The organism is Niveispirillum fermenti (assembly GCF_048066175.1).
Classification (GTDB): domain Bacteria; phylum Pseudomonadota; class Alphaproteobacteria; order Azospirillales; family Azospirillaceae; genus Niveispirillum; species Niveispirillum fermenti.
The window spans coordinates 57,418-77,949 of the sequence record NZ_JBLTXA010000023.1 but is presented as its reverse complement, the minus strand read 5'-3'; the positions used below and the strand labels follow the sequence as shown (position 1 = coordinate 77,949).

Here is a 20,532-nt window from a genome sequence, read left to right as displayed (position 1 = left end):
GACAACACATCCTCCCAGCGCAACAGGTTTTTTGCGCCCAAATCTCACTTTCTTGAAAACAACCATCCCTGGTGCCAGCACAAACAACATATGGGGCTCGCCACCCAGCCACCGGGCAACAAAAAGCCCCGGTCCAACGGGACCGGGGCTTCACAGGGGGAAGAGAACCTATCTCGTCGCTTCGAGGAAATCGTTGGCCTTGTCGTCCGTGACGATAAATCCGCGGACCACATCCATCCCGCGTTCTTTGGGCGGCGGCGATCAGTCGGCCGGCTTCACGAAGCGCAGGGTCATGCGATCGCTTTCGCCAATGGCCTGATACTTGTCGCGGTCCTGGTCCTTCAAGCCCAGGGTCGGGGGCAGGGTCCAGACGCCACGCGGATGGTCCTTCGTGTCCCGGGGATTGGCATTGATCTCCGACAGGGCCACCAGCTTGAAGCCGGCGTCAGTGGCCAGCTTGATCACATGATCCTCGCGGACATAGCCGGAGGCGGCCTTGGGGTCCTGCGGCTGGTCCTTGGAAGCGCGATGTTCCACCACCCCCAGAACACCGCCGGGCTTCAGTGCCTTGAACATGGCCTTGAACGCATCTTCCGCCCAGCCGGCGGCCATCCAGTTATGGACATTGCGGAAGGTCAGCACCCGATCCGCACTGCCTTCCGGCACGACATCCAGGGCGCGGGGGCCGAAAGCCGCCAGCTCCGCCTTGCCATAGAGATCGGGATTGGCGGCCAGCTTGTCCTTGAAACGCTGAATGCCAGCCAGCATGTTCTCCGACGCGCCATTCGGATCAGCCGCCGCGGCGATGTAACGGCCTTCCCCATTCAGCAGCGGAGCCAGCACCTCTGTATACCAGCCGCCGCCGGGTGAGATCTCCACCACGGTCATTCCCGGCTCCACGCCGAAAAATTCAAGCGTTTCAACCGGACGGCGCCAGACATCGCGGGCCTTGTTCGCATCCGACCGGTGAGCCCCCGACAGAATCGGCCCCAACCGGTCCGACAGGGACGGGCCGGCAGCCTGCGCGACCTGGTTGTCGGCGGCAACGGCCGGCGTCAGGGGAGCGGCCATCACGGCTGCCAGCAACAGCGCCTTCAGGATGGTGGCGTCTTTCTTCATGGGGCATTTCCTTCCGGGGTAAGCGGGATGGCGCCGCAAAGGGCGGCTTTGGGTCCGGAAGGCTACCCATGACAACAGCCGGCGCCAAGACGCCGGTTCGGCCTATGAAAGACGGACCATGCCGGAACAACGGCTTTTGCCGGACCTGTCCGCCACACGAATATTGAGATGTCAGTATTGAAGATAAATTGGTGCCCCCGGTCGGACTCGAACCAACACGCCCTTTCGGGCAACAGATTTTGAGTCTGCCGCGTCTACCATTCCGCCACGGAGGCACCGTGCGTTTGAACGCGAGGCGGCACTATAATGATGCCGGGAGGCCGGTCAATGAAATCCTGCGGGCTGCCGGCGAAAAGCTGAGCGCCACGATCCGCTGCACCATCGGGCCGCTGCACCATCGGGCCGCTGCACCGTCGGGCGGCGACCCGGTGCCCTTGCCATGGTGCCCTTGCGGCATGGTGGGCCTTTCCGGCCGCACGGGCCGGGCCTATAGTCGGGGGATGAAGACGGATACCCCATCGCCCCTGCACAGGCTGGCCACCGGCCGGCGGTTGCCATCCATCCTGCTGGTCCTGGCATCGCTGGGAGCGCTGGGGACGGCGTTTGCGTCCCAATATTGGGGCGGGCTTCCGCCCTGCGAGATGTGCTGGTGGCAGCGATATGCCTATATGGCAGCCATCGTACCGCTTCTGCCTTCCGCCCTGCTGCGGCTGGATCGGGCCTGGCGGCGCATCAGCCTGCTGACGGGCGGCCTGGTCTTTCTGGTCGGGGCCGGTATCTCCGTCTTCCATGCCGGTGTGGAGCAGAAATGGTGGCAGGGGTTCACGGCCTGCACGGCCCCGCTGGCCAGCGGCAGCCTGGAGGATCTCCGCGCTGCCATCCTGGCGGCGCCCGTCGTGCGCTGCGACGAGATCCCCTGGTCACTGTTCGGCATCTCCATCGCCGGCTTAAGCGCCATTGCCAGCCTGATGCTGGCCCTTTACGCCGTGAAGGCCGCCTTTTCAACGGAGTCGACGCGATGAGCCCCCACCAGCCCGGCATGCAAGCCCACCTTCTGTCCCCGCGGCCGCTGAAGGACGGTCCCGCAGTGCAGCCGGCCGGCGACCAGTCCGGACCAGGCCGGCCGCGGCACCTGCCGGGGGATCCCATTGCCCCGCTGGAACGGATGATCCGCGTCGATCAGGCCGGCGAATATGGCGCGGCCCGCATCTATGCCGGTCAGTTGGCCGTGCTGGGCAAGGGTGAAAAGGGGCCGATGATCCGTCACATGGCCCAGCAGGAGCAGGAACATCTGGACACGTTCAACCGGTTGGCGCGAGAGCGTGGCGTGCGGCCCACGGCGCTGCAGCCCTTCTGGCATCTGGCCGGCTGGGCCCTGGGTGCCGGCACGGCGGCCATGGGCAGCCGTGCCGCCATGGCCTGCACCGTAGCCGTGGAAGAGGTGATCGACCAGCATTATGCCGAGCAGGCCGCCAGGCTGGGGCCGGAGGAGGAGGCGTTGAAGGCCACGATCGAGAAATTCCGCGCCGAGGAGCTGGAACACCGCGATATCGGCCTGGCCCATGAGGCGGAACTCGCCACGGGCTATCCCGTGCTGTCCGCCCTGATCAAGGCCGGATCCCGCACGGCTATCTGGCTGTCGGAACGCCTTTGAAGGCCGCCGGGCCGGGCCAAGAGCCCGGCCGGCCCGGTGTCAGCGATAGCGCATGGCGTCGGCAATTTCGCGGTCCACGATGGTCTTGCCGATGGGGGCGAAGGCCAGGCCAGCGAACTTGAAGTGCTGCAGGCCGAACGGGATGCCGATGATGGTCAGGCAGAAGCCCAGGCCCAGCAGCAGATGGCCCAGGCCCAGCCAGATGCCGCCGAACAGGAACCAGATCACGTTTCCGATGAAGCCCAGCGGGCTGGTGCCGATATCTTCCCGCCCGGTCAGCGCTTCCCGGTCGATGGCGATCCGGCCGAACGGCCAGAGCATGAAGATCGCGATGTTCACGGCCGCCCGCGCCCAGGGAATCCCGACGATCGAGATGACCATGATGATGGCCGCCCCCAGCCAGCCCAGCGCCGCGGTCCATCCAAACAGGATCAGCCACAGGATATTCATCAGCAGGTTGATCATGGCAGCGCCTCCACCGGGTCCTTAATGACAAGGGCATTATCACCCGTCAGGCGATATTGGAAATGACCGTTACGACCACGCCGATTGGTGCCACTACGCGCACCAGCAGGTGCCAGAGGCGATAAAGCAGCGGGTTTCTGAAGCCCAGCGCCTGCACCGAGTCGGCCCGCGTGACGATCCAGCCCGCGAACAGGGCCAGCAGCACCCCGCCGACCGGCAGCAGGATGTTGGAGGTCAGGTAGTCGATCCAGTCGAACCATGTGCGGGTCCCGCCCAGCGGATGCACATCCGACCAGATGTTGAAGGAAAACAGCGTCAGGAAGCCAAGGGCCCAGGTGACGAGGCCGCCCGTCCAGGCCAGCGCCGTCCGTGAAAGGCGCGTCCGGCTGGCAAAGGCCGCCACGATGGGTTCCAGCAGCGATACCGACGAGGTCAGCGCCGCAATGGCCAGCAGCATGAAGAACACCGTCCCGACCAGCGCCCCGCCCGGCATGGCGCCGAAGGCCACGGGCAGGGTCACGAACACCAGCCCTGGTCCTTCCGACGGGTTCAGGCCATTGGCGAAGACGATCGGGAAGATGGCGCCGCCGGCCAGCACCGCCGTGAGGATGGCGGCGAAGACGATGACGACGGAAGTGCGGGGGATGGAGACATGCCCCGGCAGATAGGCACCATAGGCCAGCATGGTGCCGAGCCCCACCGACAGGGAGAAGAAAGCCTGCCCCGTGGCGGCCAGCACCACATCCATGGTGATGGCCTCGAAATCCGGCTTGAACAGATAGACCATCCCGGCCGCGAAATCCCCTTCCACCGCGGCATAGAGCACCAGGAAGACCAGCAGGGCAAACAGCAGCGGCATCATCCAGACCACAGCCTTTTCAATACCGGCCTGGATGCCGCGTGCAACGGGGATGATGGTCAGCAGCATGAACAGCGCATGCCAGAATGCCAGCGCCCAGGGGTCGGCCAGCAGCGCGCCGAAGGTGGCGGCCGTCTGCTCCCCCGAGAGGCCCGACATCTGCCCCGTCAGCAGTTTGGGGATATAGGCCAGCGACCAGCCGGCCACAACGGAATAGAAGGACAGGATCAGCACCGCGGCCAGCACGCCCAGACAGGCGATGGCCCCCCAGCCGGCCTTGCCGGTATAACGGCGCCCCAGGGATACCAGCGTATCGATCGGGCCCTGCCGCCCCATGCGCCCCAGCGCCAGTTCAGCCATCAGGATGGGCAGGCCCACCGCCATGACGCAGGTGAGATAGACCAGCATGAAGGCCGACCCACCGCTCGTGCCGATCATGTAGGGGAACTTCCAGATATTCCCCAGCCCGACCGACGACCCGATGGCCGCCATCAGAAAGGCGAAACGCGACGACCATTGCCCGGCGGGAACGCCGGCATTCTGCGCAGATTGCAAGTGCCCTTACCCCTGTTCCGCGGTCCTTGGCGTCCGTCCGGGCGGTATGGACCGTCATTCTGTCCGATGGGCAAGCAATAAACCCTGATCTTGCCCAACAGCAAGGACAAGTGTCCGCCGCCGGCTCCGTCCGACCGGCACCGGCGCACGGCCCTTGCAAAACCGCTCCTTGCGCAGTGCATGACGCACGGTTCCGCCCTGCGCGCCGATCCATTGACGGCCGGTGGTGCTTGGGCGTAATTTAGCGACAACAAGTGAGGTGTGTGATGGCCATCAGCGGCGTTTCCGCTTACAGCTCCGTGTTTCAGACTCCGGGCGTCCGTCCGGCCGATACCGCGCGGGTGCAGCCCGTGCCGCCGGCCGAACAGGAAGCGCAGCAGGCTGCCACCACCCAGCAGGAAAATCAGCAGACCAACACAAACCCGACCGATAACGAGCGTCAGGAGGCGTTGACCGCCGGCCGGACGCGCGGAAGTTTTGTCAATATCACCGCCTGATCCTCCCGGAACAGGTTGAAACCTGCATGAAGGCGTAGCCCCCAGGGGCTGCGCCTTTTTTGTTGGGGGTATCACCGGCTCAACCGGCGCCCACCGCATCCATTGCGGTATCGATCCGGGCGCCAGCACCGTTCAGGGCCGCGACAGCCGCCGCCAGCCGGTCGCAGGATGGCACCTGCGTCACCCGCCCGCCGGCCCGGCATCCGCCGCCGAACACCGACAGCGCCAGCGCCAGGCCGGCGTCGCCATGGGCCGGCAGGTCGATGCCACCCCGCACCGGCCCGCCCGCGCCGTCGATCACCAGCCGGGCACCGGTGCGCAGCACGCCGACGCCGGCCGCCGCCAGCGCCTGTTCCAGGCAGGCCAGCCGGCGGATGATATCGGCTGGCAACCGGTCCAGCCCGTCCAGGACGCTGCGCCCGGTCGCAAAGGCGGCGGCAACCAGAAGGGCCGGCAGGTCCGGGGCCACCGCCCCCACCTGGTCGGCGGACAGGGCCGTGCCGCGCAGGCCGCCGCCCTGGATCGAAAGGTCGGCCGCCAGGCCATCCGGTCCCCCCACGCCGATCCGCGCGCCCATGCTTTCCAGCGCCGGCAACAGACCCGCGCGCAAGCGCGGTCCCCCAGCCCCCGGCAATGACAGCCGGCTGTCGGGCCGCAGCAGGGCGGCGACCAGCACGGAACCCGCCGGAAAGGCATCGGCCGGCACGCAAAGGGCGCCTCCGGCCAGATCGGCATGGCCGGTGATGCTGGTGGCGCGGCTGCCATCACGGCAATGGCTGTCCACCGCCGCGCCGAAACGGCGCAGCAGACGGGGCATGGAGCCTTCCGCCATCCCCGATTCGGTTACGCTGGTGCGCCCGGCGATATTGGCACCGGCCAGAAGCAGGGCCGCCGCGGTCCAGTCCTCCCCCGGCGGCATGGTGTGCAGGGCCGGCAGGGGAAAGGCCGTTCCCTGCACCATGCCGGGCAGGCGATCCATCGACCGCAGCACCGTCTTCGCCCCGATTCGGGCCAGGGACCGTGGCAGGGATGGTGGCAGGGCGCCCCCCTCCCCCCCCGACCCGCCCAAGGTGGCGGCGAAGGCATGCGTGGCGACCGACCCGGCCAGCAGGGCGGCGACGGCGACACTGCCGCCGGGGTCCAGTACCCGGTCCGGCTCGGCCAGCCCGCCGGTGCCACGCCCGGTCACCTGCCAGCCATCCTCCCCCGTCCGCGTGACGCGGGCCCCCAAGGCGGTCAGCGCGGTCGCCAGTGACGAGACCGCCGGCACGGCGGGCAGGCCGTCGATCTGTGTCTCGCCCAGGGACTGGGCAGCCACGGCCAGCGCACACAGGCCGAAATCCACATCCGCCGGCAGGCGCAGGTCACCCGCCAGCCTGTCGGCCGGTGCGATGGTGAGGGTGTGGGAGGGCTGGGCGGCAACCGGCATGGATCGGACCCGTTGGGGCGGAAAAGGCGGTCGGGCCGCCCTGATGGCGACATAGCATGGACCGGCCAGGGAGCGGAAGGGAAGGTCCCTGGCAGGCCGCCCGCCGCCCGCCGTGACGGAGCCTTGACACGGATAAGGGGACAGGTATCGCTACTTCCGTTTGACAGGGGGCGCCCGTCATGGCAGATGCGGCCGGACTGCGGCGCGATTCATGGGCGCGCGCGATTGATGGAGGATTGCCATGGCCAAACCCGAATGGGGTATCAAGCGCATTTGCCCCAGCTGTGGCTCGCGCTATTACGACATGAAGAAGGAGCCGCCGGTCTGCCCGTCCTGCGGCACCGTTTTCGATCCTGAAGCCTTGTTGAAGTCGCGGCGCGCCCGGCCCATGCCGGCGGAGGACACCAAGAAGGCAGTGCCCAAGCGCGATAGCGAAGAGGCGCTGGATACCGAGAACGAAGAGGAACTGGACGGCAACACGGAAGAGATCGACGAAGGCGATGTCGATGTCTCCGACGATCTGGATTCCGATGATGTGGATGACAGCGTCGGCGAGGATGAGGACGTCCTGCTGGAGGATGCCGACGAGCTTGACGATGGCGACGACATGGGCGAAGTCGTCGATGTCGAAGGCGACGACGAGCGCTGAGCACCGGAAAGGGCGTCCGCGGAAAAAAACGTGACCGCCCTATTTTCCGCTTGCATCCGGGACGGAGTTTCTAGATAAACCCGCCCACGGCGCTGACGACCCAGACAGCGACGACAGGTTTCGGGGCCATAGCTCAGCTGGGAGAGCGCTACAATGGCATTGTAGAGGTCAGCGGTTCGATCCCGCTTGGCTCCACCAAATCGAAAAGGGCTCCGCCGGGAACGGCGGGGCCCTTTGTCGTTTCCGGCCTCCATACGGTACGTGTTGCATGCGTTGCGTGTTGCCGGTTCTGTCCGGCGCATATGGCCCGCCTGCGTCCGCCGGCATGCATCCATCGGCATGCCTGCCTTGTCCGCAACGGCGATCTCCGGGCTTGCAACCGGCCCCGGGTTTGTCCATAAAGCCGCCCACCGCGACGGCGACCCAGACGACGTGGACAGGGTTTCGGGGCCATAGCTCAGCTGGGAGAGCGCTACAATGGCATTGTAGAGGTCAGCGGTTCGATCCCGCTTGGCTCCACCAAATCGAAAAGGGCTCCGCCGGGAACGGCGGGGCCCTTTGTCGTTTCCGCTCCCTCCGGGATAGGCCTGCCCCGCCGCCCCCCTGTCCTTGCGCGTCGATTTATCCGATGACAAGCGGGACGGATCGGCGTAGCAGCAGCAATGACGCGGGCATCGCCGGATGGACGGCCCCGCATTCTGCGCGCAGGGTGTGCGATGTATGTGATCTATATGCTGCTGGGCCTGGTGGTCGGGCTGCCCTTTGCGGGCGCGTTCTATTACGTGATGTGGATGTTCCTGACCGGGGGTGATCCGGGTGGCGGCGACAACAATCCGTTCTGATATCCGTTCAGGCCGCCGGTGGCCGGTCCTGGCGGTGGCCTGGCTGTGGCTGGCCCTGCTGGCGTTTCCGGTCGCCGGTGCCGCCGGCACACCCAGGGCGCCCGGCGTGGCCGATGACGACCGGCGGCAGGTCGTTGATATCACCACGCCACCCTGGAACAGCATGGCGCGGGTGCAGACCAATATCGGCGGCAAATGCACCGGCACGGTGATCGCCCGGCGCCTTGTCCTGACAGCAGCCCACTGCCTGTACAATAGCCGCACCCGCCGCCTGCTGGCGCCGCAATCGCTGCACGTGCTGCTGGGCTATGAACGCGGCGACTACAAGACCCACCTGACGGTCGCGGATTTGCGCGTTTCCCCCCTTTATGACGGCACACGGCCGGGTGAGAGCCTGCACCATGACTGGGCCTTGCTGCGCCTGTCGGCCCCTGCCGGGGTGCCGGCCCTGCCGCTAGCGACCGCCCCGGCCGCGCCGGGCGACAGGGTGGCCGTCGCAGGCTACAGCCAGGACCGGGTCCATATGCTGATGGCCGACCGGCAATGTGCCGTGAAGACGGCGCTGCCGGCCCCGTCACCGGAAGCGGCCCTGCTGCTGCATGATTGTTCGGCCAGCCGGGGGACCAGCGGCGGGCCGCTGCTGGTGGAACGCAACGGCACCTGGAGCGTGGGCGGCATCAATATCGGCATCATGGGCGGGGCCGGCAACCTGGCGCTCTGGCCCGACGGGCTGGCGGCGGCCGTCGCGGCGCTGTCCGGCCCGTGACGGGCAGCCCTGCCGGTGCGGGGCCTTTCCCCCCCGCCCCGGAATGCCTTATAGTCTGGCCCCACATGTTCCCCCGTTGGTTTTCGTTGGAAAGAGCCCCTGCGCATGGCCGACCCGATGTCCGGCGACGATCTGGACCGTTCTTCCATCCTGTCCGTTCCGGTGCAGGTGTCGGTGCGGCTGGGCCGGCGGCGGCTGCGCATCAGCCAGTTGCTGCGCATGGGACCGGGCGACATCGTGGATCTGGAACGGGTTGTCGGCGACCCCGTCGATGTCTTCGTCAATGACCGCATGGTGGCGCGTGGCGAACTGGTCGTCGTGGACGGCCGCCTGGGCCTGACCATCGTGGAACTGATGCCCCAGGCGACGCGCGGACGCGAACCGCTCGGCCCCGGCCCCGGCGAATAAGACCGGCGGGCGGTGCCGGGAATGCGGACAGGGGGCAAATCCATCCTGCTGGTCGATGCCGACGACGCGCTGCGCCGGTCGCTGGCCGAACTGCTGGCCGGCCAGGGCGGTCTGACGGTGGTGGAAGCCGGAACGGCCGCCGGCGCGCTGGCCGGCCTGCCCGTGCCCCCCCCGGATGCCGCCCTGGTGGATGCCACCCTGCCCGACATGGCGGGGGGCGACCTGTGCCGGGTACTGCGCGCGGCCGGGCTGGAGGGGCCCCTGTTCCTGCTGCTGTCGCCGGGTATGCCTGCCCCGCCACCCGATCCGGACGGGGCCGGGGAACATGTCGCCAAGCCCATCCGTTTGAGTGCCCTGCTGGCACGGCTGGGGGAAAAGCTGTCGCGGGTCCCGGGGGGCGGTGTGGCCATCGGCCCCTACCGTTTCGACGCCGCCGCCAAGCGCCTGGAAACGACCGATGGCCGTCGCATCCGCCTGACGGAGAAGGAGACCCGCATCCTGGACCATCTTCACCGCCACGATGCCCCGGTCCCGCGCGAAGCCCTGCTGGATGCTGTCTGGGGCTATGGCGCGGGCATCGACACGCATACGCTGGAGACGCACATCTATCGCCTGCGCCGCAAGATCGAGCCGGACCCCGACCAATCCCGCCTGCTGGTCACGGTGGCCGGCGGCTACCGGCTGGTGCCGTGATGGGACCCCGGTTGCCCGTCCCCCGGCGCCGGCTGCTGGCGGTGGCCCTGCTGGCGCCGCTGGCCGCCTGCGCCAGCCGGCCGCCCCCCATCCCGGAGGAGCCGCCGCCGCCGCCCCTGCCCCCGCTGCCCGACGTGCGGCGCATCGTCCTTATCCATCCGCGCAGTGGGGAGAAGGCCGATGTGATCTATTATCACAACGGCGCCTACGACCCCCGCGCCATGCAGAAGATCGAACTGCTGCTGCGCGACCGGCGGACGGGGCAGGTGGGCAGGATCGACCCGCTGCTGATGGATTTCATGTTCGACCTTCTTCAGCGCACCGGCCTTCCCCCCTCCACGGAAGTGCATGTCAGCGACGGCTTCCGCTCCCCCGGCACCAACGCCGATCTGGTGCGCAACAATGCCAACGCCGCACGGGAAAGCTACCACCTGACCGGCCGCGCCATGGATTTCAAGGTGCCGCTCCTGCCCGGCGCGGCACTGGGCGAAATCGCCAAGACCATGCAGCGCGGCGGGGCGGCCTATTATCCTTCCACCGGCCATACCCATATCGATACCGGTCCCAACCGCACCTGGAAAACGCGATGAACATCCGGGCGGCCTGCCTGCTGGTCCTGTCGCTGCCGCTGCTGGCAGGGTGCCGGCCCGTGCTGACCGCCCATGTGCCGGTCCTGCCCACGGGCCAGGCGCTGCCCGACGGTGTGCTGCCCCGCGACCTGCCGACCGGCACGGGCGACACGCTGACCGTCACGGAGGAGGTGATGCGCATCGGCGCGCGCTATGTTGTCAGCGCCCCGTCGGGCCGGGTGGGCAGCATTGCGTTCCAGCCCGTGCAGAACATTCCGCTGGGCCGCATACAGGTGCCGGGCGGGGAGGCGCGGGCCATCTATCTGGCCCAGGGCCGCGTCACGGCCGCGGGGCTGGAACGGCTGCTGCGCGGCACACGCCATGCCAAGCGGCTGGCCGAAAGCCTGGCGAGCCAGGGCGAAGATGGCAGCGACGAGGAGCGCTATCTTTTCGCCTTTTTCGCGCTGATGCGGCAGGGCACGGACGCGCCGCGCCTGGCGCTGGTCCAGTGCGGACCCAGCCATTCAGGCCAGGAACCCATTGCCGACGCCGTGCGGTCGCGCGCCGCGCGCCGCGGCGTGCGGCTGGACGGGCGGGGCGAGCTGCGCCGCCTGCCGGGGCGCGACCTCGTGCTGGAGGTGCTGGCCGACGGGCTGCGCGACGCCGTGGCGGCCGGCACCTGCCGGGCCGACATGCCCCTGCAGCTTCCCGACCTTTGAAGCCGGCATCCGCGCATCGGCGCGGGGCGCAAGCCTACTCCATAATCGGCACCCGTGATGGGCATTAAGTCCGGTGTGGCGGACCGCTTCATGTGGTAGGGATATCCCGTCCGGTCGCCCATTCATGGGGGCCGGTGCTGGTGCTTCGCGAATGGAACTGGACTGGCGATGACGATGATGAGCGGCACCCCGACGATCCTGCCGGAAACGGGGCGCAGTCCCGACCCGGCGGCGGGTGCGCGGCGCCTGCTGGCGCGGTTGCGCGACGTCATGGCCGGCAGCGGATCGGCCCAGGACCGGCTGGACAAGATCGTCATGACCATCGCCCACGAAATGTCGGCCGATGTCTGCTCCTGCTACGTCATGCGCGCGGGCGAGGTGCTGGAACTGTTCGCCACCATCGGTCTGAACCCCGACGCCGTCCACAAGACCCGCATGCGCGTGGGCGAGGGTCTGATCGGTGACGTGGCGGCCCATGCCCGGCCCGTGGCCCTGGCCAACGCCCCCAGCCATCCCAATTTCGCCTACCGGCCGGAAACGGGGGAAGACCCGTTCAACGGCTTCCTGGCGGTGCCCATCCTGCGCGGGGGCCGCGTGCGCGGCGTGCTGGCCATCCAGCACAAGGACCGCCGCGACTATGACGAGCAGGAGGTCGAGACCCTCCAGACCATCGCCATGATCGTGGCCGAACTGATCGTGGCGGGCGAACTGGTCGACAGCCGCGAACTGTCGATGGTCAACGACCTGGTCCTGCTGCCGTCGCGCGTGGAGGGCACCAGCCTGAACCGTGGCGTGGGCATGGGCGTGGCCGTGCTGCACCGGCCGCAACTGACCATCCGCCAGATGGTGGCCGACGATCCGGAAACGGAACTGGCCCGGCTGAAGGAAGCCGTGACCAGCATGCATTCGTCCATCGACCAGATGCTGATCGCAGTCGGCGAGTCGGACAGCGAGCATGCGGAGATCATGCAGACCTACCGCATGGTGGCCGCCGACCGCGGCTGGCTGAACCGCATCCGCGAGGCCATCCGGTCCGGCTTGACGGCGGAGGCCGCCGTGCAGCGGGTGCAGGACGACAATTCGGCCCGCATGGCCCAGGTGGCCGATCCCTATCTGCGCGATCGGCTTCTGGACCTGAACGACATCACCAACCGGCTTTTGCAGCATCTGGCGGGCAAGCCGGCGGAGGCGGTGGGCGGCACCCTGCCCGACGAGTTCATCCTGGTGGCCCGCAACCTGGGGCCGGCCGAACTGCTGGATTATGACCGCCGCCGGCTGCGCGGGCTGGTGCTGGAGGAGGGATCGGCCTACAGCCATGTCGCCATCGTGGCGCGTGCGCTGGACATTCCCGTCGTGGGCCAGGCGGCCGATATCCTGCGCCGCGTGGAACCGCTGGATTTCCTGATCGTCGATGGCGACAATGGCCAGGTCTTCGTGCGGCCCGCCGACGATATCCAGGCCGTCTTCGCCGCCAGCCTGGCCGCCCGCCAGCGGCGGCAGGCCGAATATGCCAAGCTGCGCGACCTGCCCGCCATCACGATTGACGGGCGGCAGATCACCTTGATGCTGAATTGCGGCCTGCTGATCGACCTGCCGCATCTGACCGCCACGGGGGCCGACGGCGTCGGCCTCTACCGCACGGAAATCCCCTTCATGGTCCGCCCCTCCTATCCGGATGTGGCGACCCAGCTCGACAATTACATCAAGGTGCTGGACGAGGCGGACGGCAAGCCCGTGAATTTCCGCACCCTGGATGTCGGCGGTGACAAGACCCTGCCCTATTTCCCCGAACTGGGGGAAGAAAACCCGGCCCTGGGCTGGCGCGCCATCCGCATCGGGCTGGACCGGCCGGCCATGCTGCGCAAGCAGTTGCGCGCCATGCTGCTGGCCGGGGCCGGGCGGCATCTGCGCATCATGTTCCCCATGATCGCCACGGTGGCGGAGTTCATCCAGGCCCGGCGCATCCTGGACCTGGAGGTGGGGCGCCTGCGGCAGGGCGGCACCCCCGGCCCGGCCAGCCTGAAGGTCGGCGTCATGATGGAAGTGCCGGCCCTGCTGTTCCAACTGGACGCGCTGCTGCCGCTGGTCGATTTCATGTCGGTCGGGTCGAACGACATGCTGCAATACCTGTTCGCCAGCGACCGCGGCAATCCCATGCTGAACAACCGCTACGACCTTTTGTCGCCGGCCCTGCTGCGCGTGCTGAAGATGCTGGTCGAGAAGTGCGGGGAGGCGGGCGTCACCCTGTCGCTGTGCGGGGAGATGGCCAGCAAGCCGCTGGACGCCATGGCCCTGCTGGGCGTGGGCCTGCGCCACCTGTCCATGTCGGCGCCCGCCTTCTTCGAGGTGAAGAGCATGCTGCGGTCCCTGCATGCGGCGGACCTGGCCGCCTATATGGACCGGCTCTACCACCTGCCGGTGCGCACCCTGCGTCCCTATCTGCGGGCCTATGCCGCCGACCATGGGGTGCGGCTGGGATAGGGCAAGGGGACGGGGCAAGGGGACGGGGCAAGGGGACGGGGCGGCGCGGCCGCGGGCGCCTGTCCGCGGGTTGCACCCCGTGACCTTGGTTGTTAAGACTGGCCTTTACGGCACAGGCCAATCCGGCGGGGAGCCATGGCGGATCAGAACGGACGGCACCAGGATATGCGCGATATGCGCCAGCAGGCGGGAGCGGCCTCGGCGGAAGCGCCGGCCGCCCCCACCGGCCCCCGTCATGTGGGCGAGGCACTGAAGGCACGGCGGGAGGCACTGGGCTATGCCCTGCCCGACCTGGCGGCCAACCTGCGCATCCGCGCCGCCTTCCTGGAAGCGATCGAGGAGGGGCGCTGGGGCGACCTGCCCGGCCATGCCTACAGTACGGGGTTCCTGCGCTCCTATGCCCAGGTGGTCGGACTGGACCCCACGGCCGTGCTGATGCGCTTCAAGCAGGATGCCGCCGGCCATGAACCACCGACGGAGCTTTATTTCCCCGAACCCGTGAATGAAAGCCGCGTCCCCGGCGGGGCCGTTCTGCTGATCGCGGGCCTGCTGGCCGTGGGGATCTATGGCGGCTGGTACGCATTGTCGGCCGCCGACCGGTCGGTGAGGGATCTGGTTCCCGAATTGCCGGAACGGCTGTCCAAGCTGATCTATGGTGACGGCACGGTGGAATTGCCGGACCCGTCCCCCACCCCCGTGCTGGAACCGGGACAGGTGGAAGCGCTGGTCGAAGGCGCACCGCCCTCGGCACCGGAAGTGGGGACCGCCACGGCGGGCCTGCCGGCTGCCCTGCCCCTGCCCGGCGGAAGGCCCGGCGCGGACACGGCCGCCCTTCCCGCCACCGATACCAGCCCGGCCGCCCCCGTCGCCGCGGGGGAGGAGGAGAGCGAGGTTCCGCAACTGCCCGACCTGGGCCAGGGCCAGGCCCCGGCCGCCGTGGTGGAGCCGGCGACCCCCGACGTGGAGCCCGTTGCCGCCGGGGAGGTGCCGGGCGCGCCGACCGTGCCGGCCAATCAGGCCCCCCCCGCCGCCGAACAGGTCCCTGCCACGGGCCGCGTCTTTGGCCAGGCCCAGGGCGATGTGCGGGTGGTCATCCGCGCTGTGGAGGATAGCTGGATCGAGGTGCGCGACGGCAAGGGGACCCTGTGGGCTTCCCGCGTACTGCGCCGCGGCGACGTGTTCCGCGCGCCCGACGCCCAGGGTCTGGTGATGCAGACGGGCAATGCCGGTGGTCTGGTCGTCAGCCTGGACGGCCGGGACCTTGCCCCGCTGGGTCCGAAATCCCAGGTGATGCGCAACATTTCCCTGGCCCCCGACGCGCTTTCCGCGCGCTGAGGCCTTTTCAGGACAGTCCATCCATCATGACCGCCGAACACGATCCCGCCGCCCATCGTCCCTGGCGCCAGATTCAGCGCCGCAAGTCCCGTCAGGTGCGGGTCGGATCGGTGCTGGTGGGGGGCGACGCGCCGATCAGCGTGCAGACCATGACCAATACCGTCACGGCCGACGCCAAGGCGACGATCGAACAGATCCGCCGTGCGGAGGAGGCCGGGGCCGACATCGTCCGCGTCTCCTGCCCCGACGAGGAAAGCACGGCGGCGCTAGCCGAGATCGTGCGCGCCGCCCAGGTGCCTATCGTGGCCGACATTCATTTCCATTACCGCCGGGCCATCGAGGCGGCGCGGGCGGGTGCGGCGTGCCTGCGCATCAACCCCGGCAATATCGGGTCGGCCGACCGCGTGCGCGAGGTGGTCGCCGCCGCGAAGGACCATGGCTGTTCCATGCGCATCGGCGTCAATGCCGGCAGCCTGGAGCGCGAGCTGCTGGAGCGCTATGGGGAGCCCTGTCCCGATGCGCTGGTGGAAAGCGCGCTGACCCATGCCCGTATCCTGGAAGACCATGATTTCCTGGATTTCAAGATTTCCGTGAAGGCATCCGACGTCTTCATGGCCGTGGCCGCCTATCAGGGACTGGCGGAGGCCTGCGACTACCCGCTGCATATCGGCATCACCGAAGCCGGCGGCCTGCGGGCCGGCACGGTGAAATCATCCATCGGGCTGGGCATGCTGCTCTGGTCCGGCATCGGCGACACGATCCGCGTTTCCCTGTCCGCCGATCCGGTGGAGGAGGTGAAGGTCGGGTACGAGATGCTGAAAAGCCTGGGCCTGCGGCGCCGCGGCGTGACCGTCATCTCCTGCCCGTCCTGCGCCCGCCAGCAGTTCGACGTCATCAAGACGGTGGAGGTGCTGGAGGAACGGCTGGCCCACATCACGACCCCGCTGACGGTATCCGTCATCGGCTGCGTCGTGAACGGGCCGGGTGAGGCCACCATGACCGATATCGGCTTCACCGGCGGCGGCAAGGGCACGCACCAGGTCTATCTGGGTGGTGTGCCGGCCCACCGGCTGAAGGACGAGGGGATCGTCGATCATCTGGTCAAGCTGGTCGAGGCCAAGGCCGCCGAGATCGCTGCCAAGGGCTGATATTCAGGAGGCATGGATCATGCCTCCTGGCTTTTTATACCAATCCGCCGAAGGTTTGACCTTTGGCGGATTGGAGGCCGGCGACTGCCGGCCCCGCGTTGAGGGGCATTACTGACCCGTCGCGATCCGGTCGACAAGCTGCTTCACACTGGGCACGAACCCGTCCCGGTACCAGGGGTCCTGGGCGAAGCGATAGGCATTGTGGCCGGCGAACATCAACTGGTGTTCGCAATCTTCCGAATGGCTGATGTTCTGCAAGGTCTTCTGGATGCAGAAGGAACGCGGATCGGCACGGCGGCCCGTCGTGCCCTCCTCATTCTGCGACCAGTTGGAAAAGGCGCAGGCCGACAGGCAGCCCATGCAGTCCACCTGATCCTTCAGGATGGCGCGGGCATTCTCCGGCGTCACGAAGACCAGCGTCGTGTCGGGTGTCTTCAGCGCCGTCGTAAAGCCCTGGGTCATCCAGCCTTCGGCATGTTCCTTGTCGGCCCTGGTCAGATAGACGGGCCGGCCGCGCGGGCCGATGGCGAATTCCTCGGTCAGCTCGCCCACCGGCTCTGTCGCGAAGGCGACCTGCCGTTCGGAACGCAGGCGCAGATCCTCCAGGAACGGGTTGCGCACCGCCGACGAATAGAAGCCCGTTGGCGAGAACCGGTTCAGATAGACATCGCCGGGCTGAAGGGTGAGCAGCTTGCGCTTCCAGGCGTCGGAGATGGGGCTTTCCTGGGTCAGCAGCGGGCGCGTGCCGAACTGGAAGGCGACGGGACCGATCTCCGGATTGTCCAGCCAATGCTCCCATTCCGACAGCCACCAGACACCGCCGGCCATGATGATGGGCGTCTGCGACAGGCCGAAGCTGTTCATCATCTGGCGCAGGGCCGCGACGCGGGGATAGGGGTCTTCCGGCGTCTGCGGGTCCTCGCTGTTGGACAGTCCGTTATGGCCGCCGGCCAGCCAGGGGTCCTCATAGACCACGCCGCCCAGCAGGTCGGCATGCTTGTTGTAGGCGCGCAGCCACAGGGCGCGGAAGGCGCGGGCCGAACTGACGATCGGGTAATAATAGATACCGTGGCGGACCGCGATCTCCGCCACGCGGTACGGCATGCCGGCACCGCAGGTCACGCCGTGGACCAGGCCCTTCGCCCCTTCCAGGATGCCTTCCAGGATCGGTTCCGCCCCGCCCATCTCCCACAGCACATTGACATGCAGGCGGCCCTGGCCGTTGGACGTCTCGTGCGCGATGCGGGCCTGGGTGATGCCGCCCTGAATGCCATAGGCGATCAGTTCCTCGTGCCGTTCCCGCCGGGTGCGGGTGCGATAGACCTGCGGAACGGGGTTGCCGTCCGCGTCATACGTGTCGGCATTCACGCCGGAAAAGGTACCCACGCCGCCGGCCGCCGCCCAGGCGCCGGAGCTTTGTCCGTTCGATACAGCGATGCCCTTGCCGCCTTCGACCAGGGGCAGCACTTCCTTGCCGGACATGAGCAGGGGCTTCAGCGCCTTCACCGTACTTCCTCCGAAAGACCGAACGATACCTTCCCGCAACCGGCAAGCCGCGCGGGTTCCCATCGGGTGCATATAGGAAAAGATATCGGAGCGAAAGAGGGGTAGCCCCCGCCGTCGCATTATGTTGACGTAGCGGAAGCCCGGAAAGGGCCATGAACCGTGGGGAGAAGGCGGGGATGCCAGGATCGGATGGGGCGGCCGGGAACCGTAACGGGCAGGTCACGCCCTGCCTGCGCTACAGGGACGCAAGGGCTGCCATCGCCTGGCTGTCCCGCACCATCGGCTTCGTCGAACAACTTGTGGTGCCCGACGCCGGGGATGGTATCACCCATGCCCAGCTTGTCCTGGGCAGCGGCATGGTGATGCTGGGCAGCGACCGCAAGGACCAGTACGGTTTCCGTGCGCCGGGCCCCGACGGGGCCGGTGCGGCCCTGAACTGCTTCATCATCACCGATCTGGATACGCTGTACGCCCGTGCCGTGGCGGCGGGGGCAACGGCGCTGGAGGGCGGCATCGTGGAGACCGGCTATGGTTCCCGCGCCTTCACCCTGCGCGATCCCGAAGGCCATCTGTGGCATTTCGGAACCTACGATCCCTGGCAGGCGCCCTTATAGGCGTCCTGCCGCACCCGTCAGGGCCGGCTGCCGCGTGCCACATGGGCCCGCACGGCATCGCCGAAGGCGGAAAGCAGGGCGGCATAGGCCGGGTTTTCCCAGAAATGCCATTCGGGATGCCACTGCACCCCGATGGCAAAGCCCGGTCCGCCGATGAAGCGCACGCCCTCGATCTGGCCGTCGGGCGCCGTCGCCTCCACCGCCAGCGTGTCGGCCAGCCGGTCGATCCCCTGCTGGTGCAGGGAATTGACCATCATTTCCCGCTCACCGGTGATGCGCGCGAACTCCCCCCCCTCGGCCAGGGTCACGGGGTGGACGGGAGCATACTGCACCTCCACGGGTGCATCCTTGGGCTCCCGGTGGTCCATGCGGCCCGGGACATCCTGCACACGCGGGTGAAGCGTGCCGCCCAGTGCGACGTTCATTTCCTGAAAGCCGCGGCAGACGGCGAAGACCGGCACGCCACGGGCGAGGGCCGCCTTCAGCAGCGGTAGGGTCGTGGCATCGCGCGCCGGGTCCAGCGGCGGGGTGATCATGTCGTCCGGCAGGCCGTAATGGCCCGGATGCAGGTTGCTGGGGCTGCCGGTCAGGAACAGGCCGTCCAGCCCGTCCAGCAGCGCATCCACATCCCACCAGTCGCCCAGCGCCGGGATCAGCAGGGGCTGGCAGCCGGCCCCATGGCTGACGGCGCGGATATATTTGTCGCCCACGACATGAAACGGATGCGCCCCCAGTTCACGCGCGTCGCAGGGCAGGCCGACCAGCGGTTTGCGGGCGGCGGGCACGGGCTGGGTCATGTCTCGGGCTCCCGTCAGTCGCGGCCGCGGCGGCGGCCGGGGTCACGGAAATAGAACTGGTCCTTGTCCAGGCTGACGCCGAATTGCGGGTTCTGCAAGGCCACCTGCGTGGTACGCCCCTGCGCATCCAGCACCCGCCATTTGCGCAGGCCGAAGGGCTTTTCCTCGAACACCAGGGTCAGGCTGCCAAGACCGGGATCCTTGGTCTGTACCAGGGTCAGTTCCAGCAGACCATCTTCCTGTTCCAGGCGGGTGACCGTGACATCACCCGACAGGCTGATCCGTTCCCGCAGCAGGAAATCGGCCAGCGTGCTGCCGATCGGGGCATTCTGCTGCTCCCGCACCTCCGCATCCCAGAAATAGACGAAGCGGCCGTCGGCCACGATGAAATTGGCGTTGGGCGGGTCGTAATCGATGCGCATCCGTCCCGGCCGCAGAAGCTGGAACGTGCCGGCGGCCATGGGGCCGCCATCGTCGCTGGACTGGATGAACTGCGATTTCAGGCTGCGGATGCTGTTCAGATAGGCTTCCACGGCAGGCAGGCGCGCCTTTGCCTCTGCCGAAAGCGGCGGCGGCGCCCCCTTGGCGGCGGCGGCGGACGGAACGGCGAAGGCAATGGCGGCCAGCAGGGCCAGGATGGAAAAGCGCATGGGACCTGTCTAGCCGCCGATCATGGCTGGATTATGTATGCGCCGTGTCATCGCCGCGGCGCTGGTCCACGGCAGCCACCGTCGTGGAGGACAGGGAGGCATGGAAGCGCGGACGCGGGGTCGGGGGTGACGCCGGCTGGAACAGCCCCGTCTCCCCGTCCAGGACGTACAGTTCGGCATCCGCCACGTCGAACAGCATGCCGCACAGCAGCAGCCGGCCTTCCTGCTCCGCCTCCCGGATCCAGGGGAAGGTACGCAGATTCTCCAGGGACAGGCGGACCACAGCCCTTTCCAGTTCCGACAGGTCGAGCTGCGCGCCCTCCGGCATGTCGGCGCGGACCTTGGCCAGGGCCGGATCGGCGATGGACACCCATTCGGTGACGAAGTCGTAGGTCTGGTTGCTGCGGTCCTGCGGCAACGCGGCAACGCCGCCGCACTGCGAATGGCCCATGACCACCAGCAACTGCACGCCCAGTTCCTTCACGGCGAATTCCAGCGCAGCGCTGGTGCCGTGGAAGTCCTTGTTGGGCTGGTAGGGGGGAACCAGATTGGCGACGTTGCGGACGACGAACAGATCGCCCGGCTGCGCCGCGAAGATCAGGGTCGGGTCGACCCGGCTGTCGCAACAGGTGATCAGCGCCGCCTTGGGCTTCTGCCCTGCCCAGGCCAGGGTGCGGAACAGGCCGCGCTGCTGCTTGAAATTGGTCCGCCGGAACTCCCGGAAGCCTTCGATCAGATCCTTCAGCATGGAGCGCCCCATTTCTACGGAAGGTCAGT

At 67.8% G+C, this 20,532-nt stretch carries 22 protein-coding genes and 3 tRNA genes; 16 read left to right on the top strand and 9 right to left on the bottom strand.

Annotation, left to right across the window (positions count from 1 at the left end):
- Positions 1-261 precede the first annotated feature (261 nt).
- Both ACM9LZ_RS18925 and ACM9LZ_RS18920 read right to left on the bottom strand, forming a co-directional pair.
- Positions 262-1,119, bottom strand: coding sequence for a class I SAM-dependent methyltransferase (locus ACM9LZ_RS18925; protein ID WP_416621071.1), 858 nt, complete (start codon positions 1,117-1,119; stop codon positions 262-264).
- Between the two features lie 189 nt (positions 1,120-1,308).
- Positions 1,309-1,394: transfer RNA gene (locus ACM9LZ_RS18920), tRNA-Leu, on the bottom strand.
- 3 nt (positions 1,395-1,397) lie between these two features.
- Here ACM9LZ_RS18920 and ACM9LZ_RS18915 point away from each other — a divergent pair.
- Both ACM9LZ_RS18915 and ACM9LZ_RS18910 read left to right on the top strand, forming a co-directional pair.
- Complete coding sequence (locus tag ACM9LZ_RS18915; protein WP_416621070.1) at positions 1,398-2,141, top strand: disulfide bond formation protein B; 744 nt, start codon at positions 1,398-1,400, stop codon at positions 2,139-2,141.
- Entirely contained in the window at positions 2,138-2,773 is a 636-nt protein-coding gene (locus ACM9LZ_RS18910) for a demethoxyubiquinone hydroxylase family protein (RefSeq protein WP_416621069.1), read from the top strand. Before ACM9LZ_RS18915 ends, ACM9LZ_RS18910 begins: the two co-directional genes overlap by 4 nt.
- 39 nt (positions 2,774-2,812) lie before the next feature.
- Here ACM9LZ_RS18910 and ACM9LZ_RS18905 read toward each other — a convergent pair whose 3' ends face one another.
- Together ACM9LZ_RS18905 and ACM9LZ_RS18900 are read right to left on the bottom strand one after the other, a co-directional pair.
- Entirely contained in the window at positions 2,813-3,238 is a 426-nt protein-coding gene (locus tag ACM9LZ_RS18905; RefSeq protein WP_416621068.1) for a YccF domain-containing protein, read from the bottom strand.
- A gap of 46 nt (positions 3,239-3,284) precedes the next feature.
- The gene (locus ACM9LZ_RS18900; protein ID WP_416621067.1) at positions 3,285-4,652 is read right to left on the bottom strand and encodes a sodium-dependent transporter; all 1,368 of its coding nucleotides are present in this window, start codon (positions 4,650-4,652) and stop codon (positions 3,285-3,287) included.
- Positions 4,653-4,918: 266 nt separating this feature from the next.
- On the opposite strand from ACM9LZ_RS18900, the gene ACM9LZ_RS18895 reads away from it, so the two are divergent.
- Entirely contained in the window at positions 4,919-5,149 is a 231-nt protein-coding gene (locus tag ACM9LZ_RS18895; protein ID WP_416621066.1) for a hypothetical protein, read from the top strand.
- A gap of 79 nt (positions 5,150-5,228) precedes the next feature.
- On the opposite strand, the gene ACM9LZ_RS18890 is transcribed toward ACM9LZ_RS18895, so the two are convergent.
- Positions 5,229-6,578 (bottom strand): 3-phosphoshikimate 1-carboxyvinyltransferase, encoded by a 1,350-nt coding sequence (locus ACM9LZ_RS18890; protein WP_416621065.1) that lies wholly within the window; start codon positions 6,576-6,578, stop codon positions 5,229-5,231.
- 241 nt (positions 6,579-6,819) lie between these two features.
- Here ACM9LZ_RS18890 and ACM9LZ_RS18885 point away from each other — a divergent pair, with 241 nt between their 5' ends.
- The 12 genes from ACM9LZ_RS18885 to ispG all read left to right on the top strand — a co-directional run bounded on the left by ACM9LZ_RS18885 (position 6,820) and on the right by ispG (position 16,188).
- On the top strand, positions 6,820-7,227 hold the full coding sequence (locus ACM9LZ_RS18885) for a TIGR02300 family protein (protein WP_416621064.1): 408 nt from the start codon (positions 6,820-6,822) through the stop codon (positions 7,225-7,227).
- Positions 7,228-7,349: 122 nt separating this feature from the next.
- A tRNA-Ala gene (locus ACM9LZ_RS18880) sits at positions 7,350-7,425 on the top strand.
- Positions 7,426-7,673: 248 nt separating this feature from the next.
- A tRNA-Ala gene (locus tag ACM9LZ_RS18875) sits at positions 7,674-7,749 on the top strand.
- A 194-nt stretch (positions 7,750-7,943) separates the two neighbouring features.
- Positions 7,944-8,069, top strand: coding sequence for a hypothetical protein (locus tag ACM9LZ_RS18870; RefSeq protein WP_416621063.1), 126 nt, complete (start codon positions 7,944-7,946; stop codon positions 8,067-8,069).
- Between the two features lie 34 nt (positions 8,070-8,103).
- The gene (locus ACM9LZ_RS18865; RefSeq protein WP_416621062.1) at positions 8,104-8,835 is read left to right on the top strand and encodes a trypsin-like serine peptidase; all 732 of its coding nucleotides are present in this window, start codon (positions 8,104-8,106) and stop codon (positions 8,833-8,835) included.
- 105 nt (positions 8,836-8,940) lie between these two features.
- Entirely contained in the window at positions 8,941-9,243 is a 303-nt protein-coding gene (gene fliN, locus ACM9LZ_RS18860) for a flagellar motor switch protein FliN (RefSeq protein ID WP_416621061.1), read from the top strand.
- 21 nt (positions 9,244-9,264) lie between these two features.
- Positions 9,265-9,936 carry a response regulator transcription factor gene (locus tag ACM9LZ_RS18855; RefSeq protein ID WP_416621060.1) on the top strand — a complete coding sequence of 224 codons (672 nt, stop codon included), beginning with the start codon at positions 9,265-9,267 and terminating at the stop codon, positions 9,934-9,936.
- Positions 9,936-10,526: a YcbK family protein gene (locus ACM9LZ_RS18850; protein WP_416621059.1), complete on the top strand. Its 591-nt coding sequence runs from the start codon at positions 9,936-9,938 to the stop codon at positions 10,524-10,526. The genes ACM9LZ_RS18855 and ACM9LZ_RS18850 overlap by 1 nt, the downstream gene beginning before the upstream one ends.
- Positions 10,523-11,224 carry a hypothetical protein gene (locus ACM9LZ_RS18845; RefSeq protein ID WP_416621058.1) on the top strand — a complete coding sequence of 234 codons (702 nt, stop codon included), beginning with the start codon at positions 10,523-10,525 and terminating at the stop codon, positions 11,222-11,224. The genes ACM9LZ_RS18850 and ACM9LZ_RS18845 overlap by 4 nt, the downstream gene beginning before the upstream one ends.
- A 177-nt stretch (positions 11,225-11,401) precedes the next feature.
- Positions 11,402-13,705, top strand: coding sequence for a phosphoenolpyruvate--protein phosphotransferase (gene ptsP, locus ACM9LZ_RS18840; protein ID WP_416621072.1), 2,304 nt, complete (start codon positions 11,402-11,404; stop codon positions 13,703-13,705).
- A gap of 135 nt (positions 13,706-13,840) precedes the next feature.
- Positions 13,841-15,040, top strand: coding sequence for a helix-turn-helix domain-containing protein (locus tag ACM9LZ_RS18835; protein ID WP_416621057.1), 1,200 nt, complete (start codon positions 13,841-13,843; stop codon positions 15,038-15,040).
- Positions 15,041-15,066: 26 nt separating this feature from the next.
- The gene (gene ispG / locus ACM9LZ_RS18830) at positions 15,067-16,188 is read left to right on the top strand and encodes a flavodoxin-dependent (E)-4-hydroxy-3-methylbut-2-enyl-diphosphate synthase (RefSeq protein WP_416621056.1); all 1,122 of its coding nucleotides are present in this window, start codon (positions 15,067-15,069) and stop codon (positions 16,186-16,188) included.
- A gap of 108 nt (positions 16,189-16,296) precedes the next feature.
- On the opposite strand, the gene ACM9LZ_RS18825 is transcribed toward ispG, so the two are convergent.
- Positions 16,297-17,694, bottom strand: coding sequence for an NAD(P)H-dependent flavin oxidoreductase (locus tag ACM9LZ_RS18825; RefSeq protein WP_416621055.1), 1,398 nt, complete (start codon positions 17,692-17,694; stop codon positions 16,297-16,299).
- 176 nt (positions 17,695-17,870) lie between these two features.
- On the opposite strand from ACM9LZ_RS18825, the gene ACM9LZ_RS18820 reads away from it, so the two are divergent.
- Positions 17,871-18,308 carry a VOC family protein gene (locus tag ACM9LZ_RS18820; protein WP_416621054.1) on the top strand — a complete coding sequence of 146 codons (438 nt, stop codon included), beginning with the start codon at positions 17,871-17,873 and terminating at the stop codon, positions 18,306-18,308.
- Between the two features lie 17 nt (positions 18,309-18,325).
- On the opposite strand, the gene ACM9LZ_RS18815 is transcribed toward ACM9LZ_RS18820, so the two are convergent.
- Genes ACM9LZ_RS18815 through ACM9LZ_RS18805 form a run of 3 tightly spaced genes read right to left on the bottom strand, consistent with a single transcriptional unit; the run spans position 18,326 to position 20,503 of the window.
- Positions 18,326-19,105 carry a gamma-glutamyl-gamma-aminobutyrate hydrolase family protein gene (locus ACM9LZ_RS18815; protein ID WP_416621053.1) on the bottom strand — a complete coding sequence of 260 codons (780 nt, stop codon included), beginning with the start codon at positions 19,103-19,105 and terminating at the stop codon, positions 18,326-18,328.
- Positions 19,106-19,119: 14 nt separating this feature from the next.
- On the bottom strand, positions 19,120-19,755 hold the full coding sequence (locus tag ACM9LZ_RS18810) for a LolA family protein (RefSeq protein WP_416621052.1): 636 nt from the start codon (positions 19,753-19,755) through the stop codon (positions 19,120-19,122).
- Between the two features lie 31 nt (positions 19,756-19,786).
- Entirely contained in the window at positions 19,787-20,503 is a 717-nt protein-coding gene (locus tag ACM9LZ_RS18805; protein WP_416621051.1) for a carbonic anhydrase, read from the bottom strand.
- Positions 20,504-20,532 lie beyond the last annotated feature (29 nt).

What these genes read in the sequence shown, in the direction of transcription:
- ACM9LZ_RS18895 (WP_416621066.1), top strand. Translation starts at nt 4,919, where the DNA reads ATGGCCATCAGCGGCGTTTCCGCTTACAGCTCCGTGTTTCAGACTCCG.
- ACM9LZ_RS18835 (WP_416621057.1), top strand. Translation starts at nt 13,841, where the DNA reads ATGGCGGATCAGAACGGACGGCACCAGGATATGCGCGATATGCGCCAG.
- ACM9LZ_RS18905 (WP_416621068.1), bottom strand. Translation starts at nt 3,238, where the DNA reads ATGATCAACCTGCTGATGAATATCCTGTGGCTGATCCTGTTTGGATGG.
- ACM9LZ_RS18810 (WP_416621052.1), bottom strand. Translation starts at nt 19,755, where the DNA reads ATGCGCTTTTCCATCCTGGCCCTGCTGGCCGCCATTGCCTTCGCCGTT.
- ACM9LZ_RS18925 (WP_416621071.1), bottom strand. Translation starts at nt 1,119, where the DNA reads ATGAAGAAAGACGCCACCATCCTGAAGGCGCTGTTGCTGGCAGCCGTG.
- fliN (WP_416621061.1), top strand. Translation starts at nt 8,941, where the DNA reads ATGGCCGACCCGATGTCCGGCGACGATCTGGACCGTTCTTCCATCCTG.
- ACM9LZ_RS18805 (WP_416621051.1), bottom strand. Translation starts at nt 20,503, where the DNA reads ATGCTGAAGGATCTGATCGAAGGCTTCCGGGAGTTCCGGCGGACCAAT.
- ispG (WP_416621056.1), top strand. Translation starts at nt 15,067, where the DNA reads ATGACCGCCGAACACGATCCCGCCGCCCATCGTCCCTGGCGCCAGATT.
- ACM9LZ_RS18870 (WP_416621063.1), top strand. Translation starts at nt 7,944, where the DNA reads ATGTATGTGATCTATATGCTGCTGGGCCTGGTGGTCGGGCTGCCCTTT.
- ACM9LZ_RS18885 (WP_416621064.1), top strand. Translation starts at nt 6,820, where the DNA reads ATGGCCAAACCCGAATGGGGTATCAAGCGCATTTGCCCCAGCTGTGGC.
- ACM9LZ_RS18910 (WP_416621069.1), top strand. Translation starts at nt 2,138, where the DNA reads ATGAGCCCCCACCAGCCCGGCATGCAAGCCCACCTTCTGTCCCCGCGG.
- ACM9LZ_RS18890 (WP_416621065.1), bottom strand. Translation starts at nt 6,578, where the DNA reads ATGCCGGTTGCCGCCCAGCCCTCCCACACCCTCACCATCGCACCGGCC.
- ACM9LZ_RS18845 (WP_416621058.1), top strand. Translation starts at nt 10,523, where the DNA reads ATGAACATCCGGGCGGCCTGCCTGCTGGTCCTGTCGCTGCCGCTGCTG.
- ACM9LZ_RS18820 (WP_416621054.1), top strand. Translation starts at nt 17,871, where the DNA reads ATGCCAGGATCGGATGGGGCGGCCGGGAACCGTAACGGGCAGGTCACG.
- ACM9LZ_RS18855 (WP_416621060.1), top strand. Translation starts at nt 9,265, where the DNA reads ATGCGGACAGGGGGCAAATCCATCCTGCTGGTCGATGCCGACGACGCG.
- ACM9LZ_RS18850 (WP_416621059.1), top strand. Translation starts at nt 9,936, where the DNA reads ATGGGACCCCGGTTGCCCGTCCCCCGGCGCCGGCTGCTGGCGGTGGCC.
- ptsP (WP_416621072.1), top strand. Translation starts at nt 11,402, where the DNA reads ATGAGCGGCACCCCGACGATCCTGCCGGAAACGGGGCGCAGTCCCGAC.
- ACM9LZ_RS18815 (WP_416621053.1), bottom strand. Translation starts at nt 19,105, where the DNA reads ATGACCCAGCCCGTGCCCGCCGCCCGCAAACCGCTGGTCGGCCTGCCC.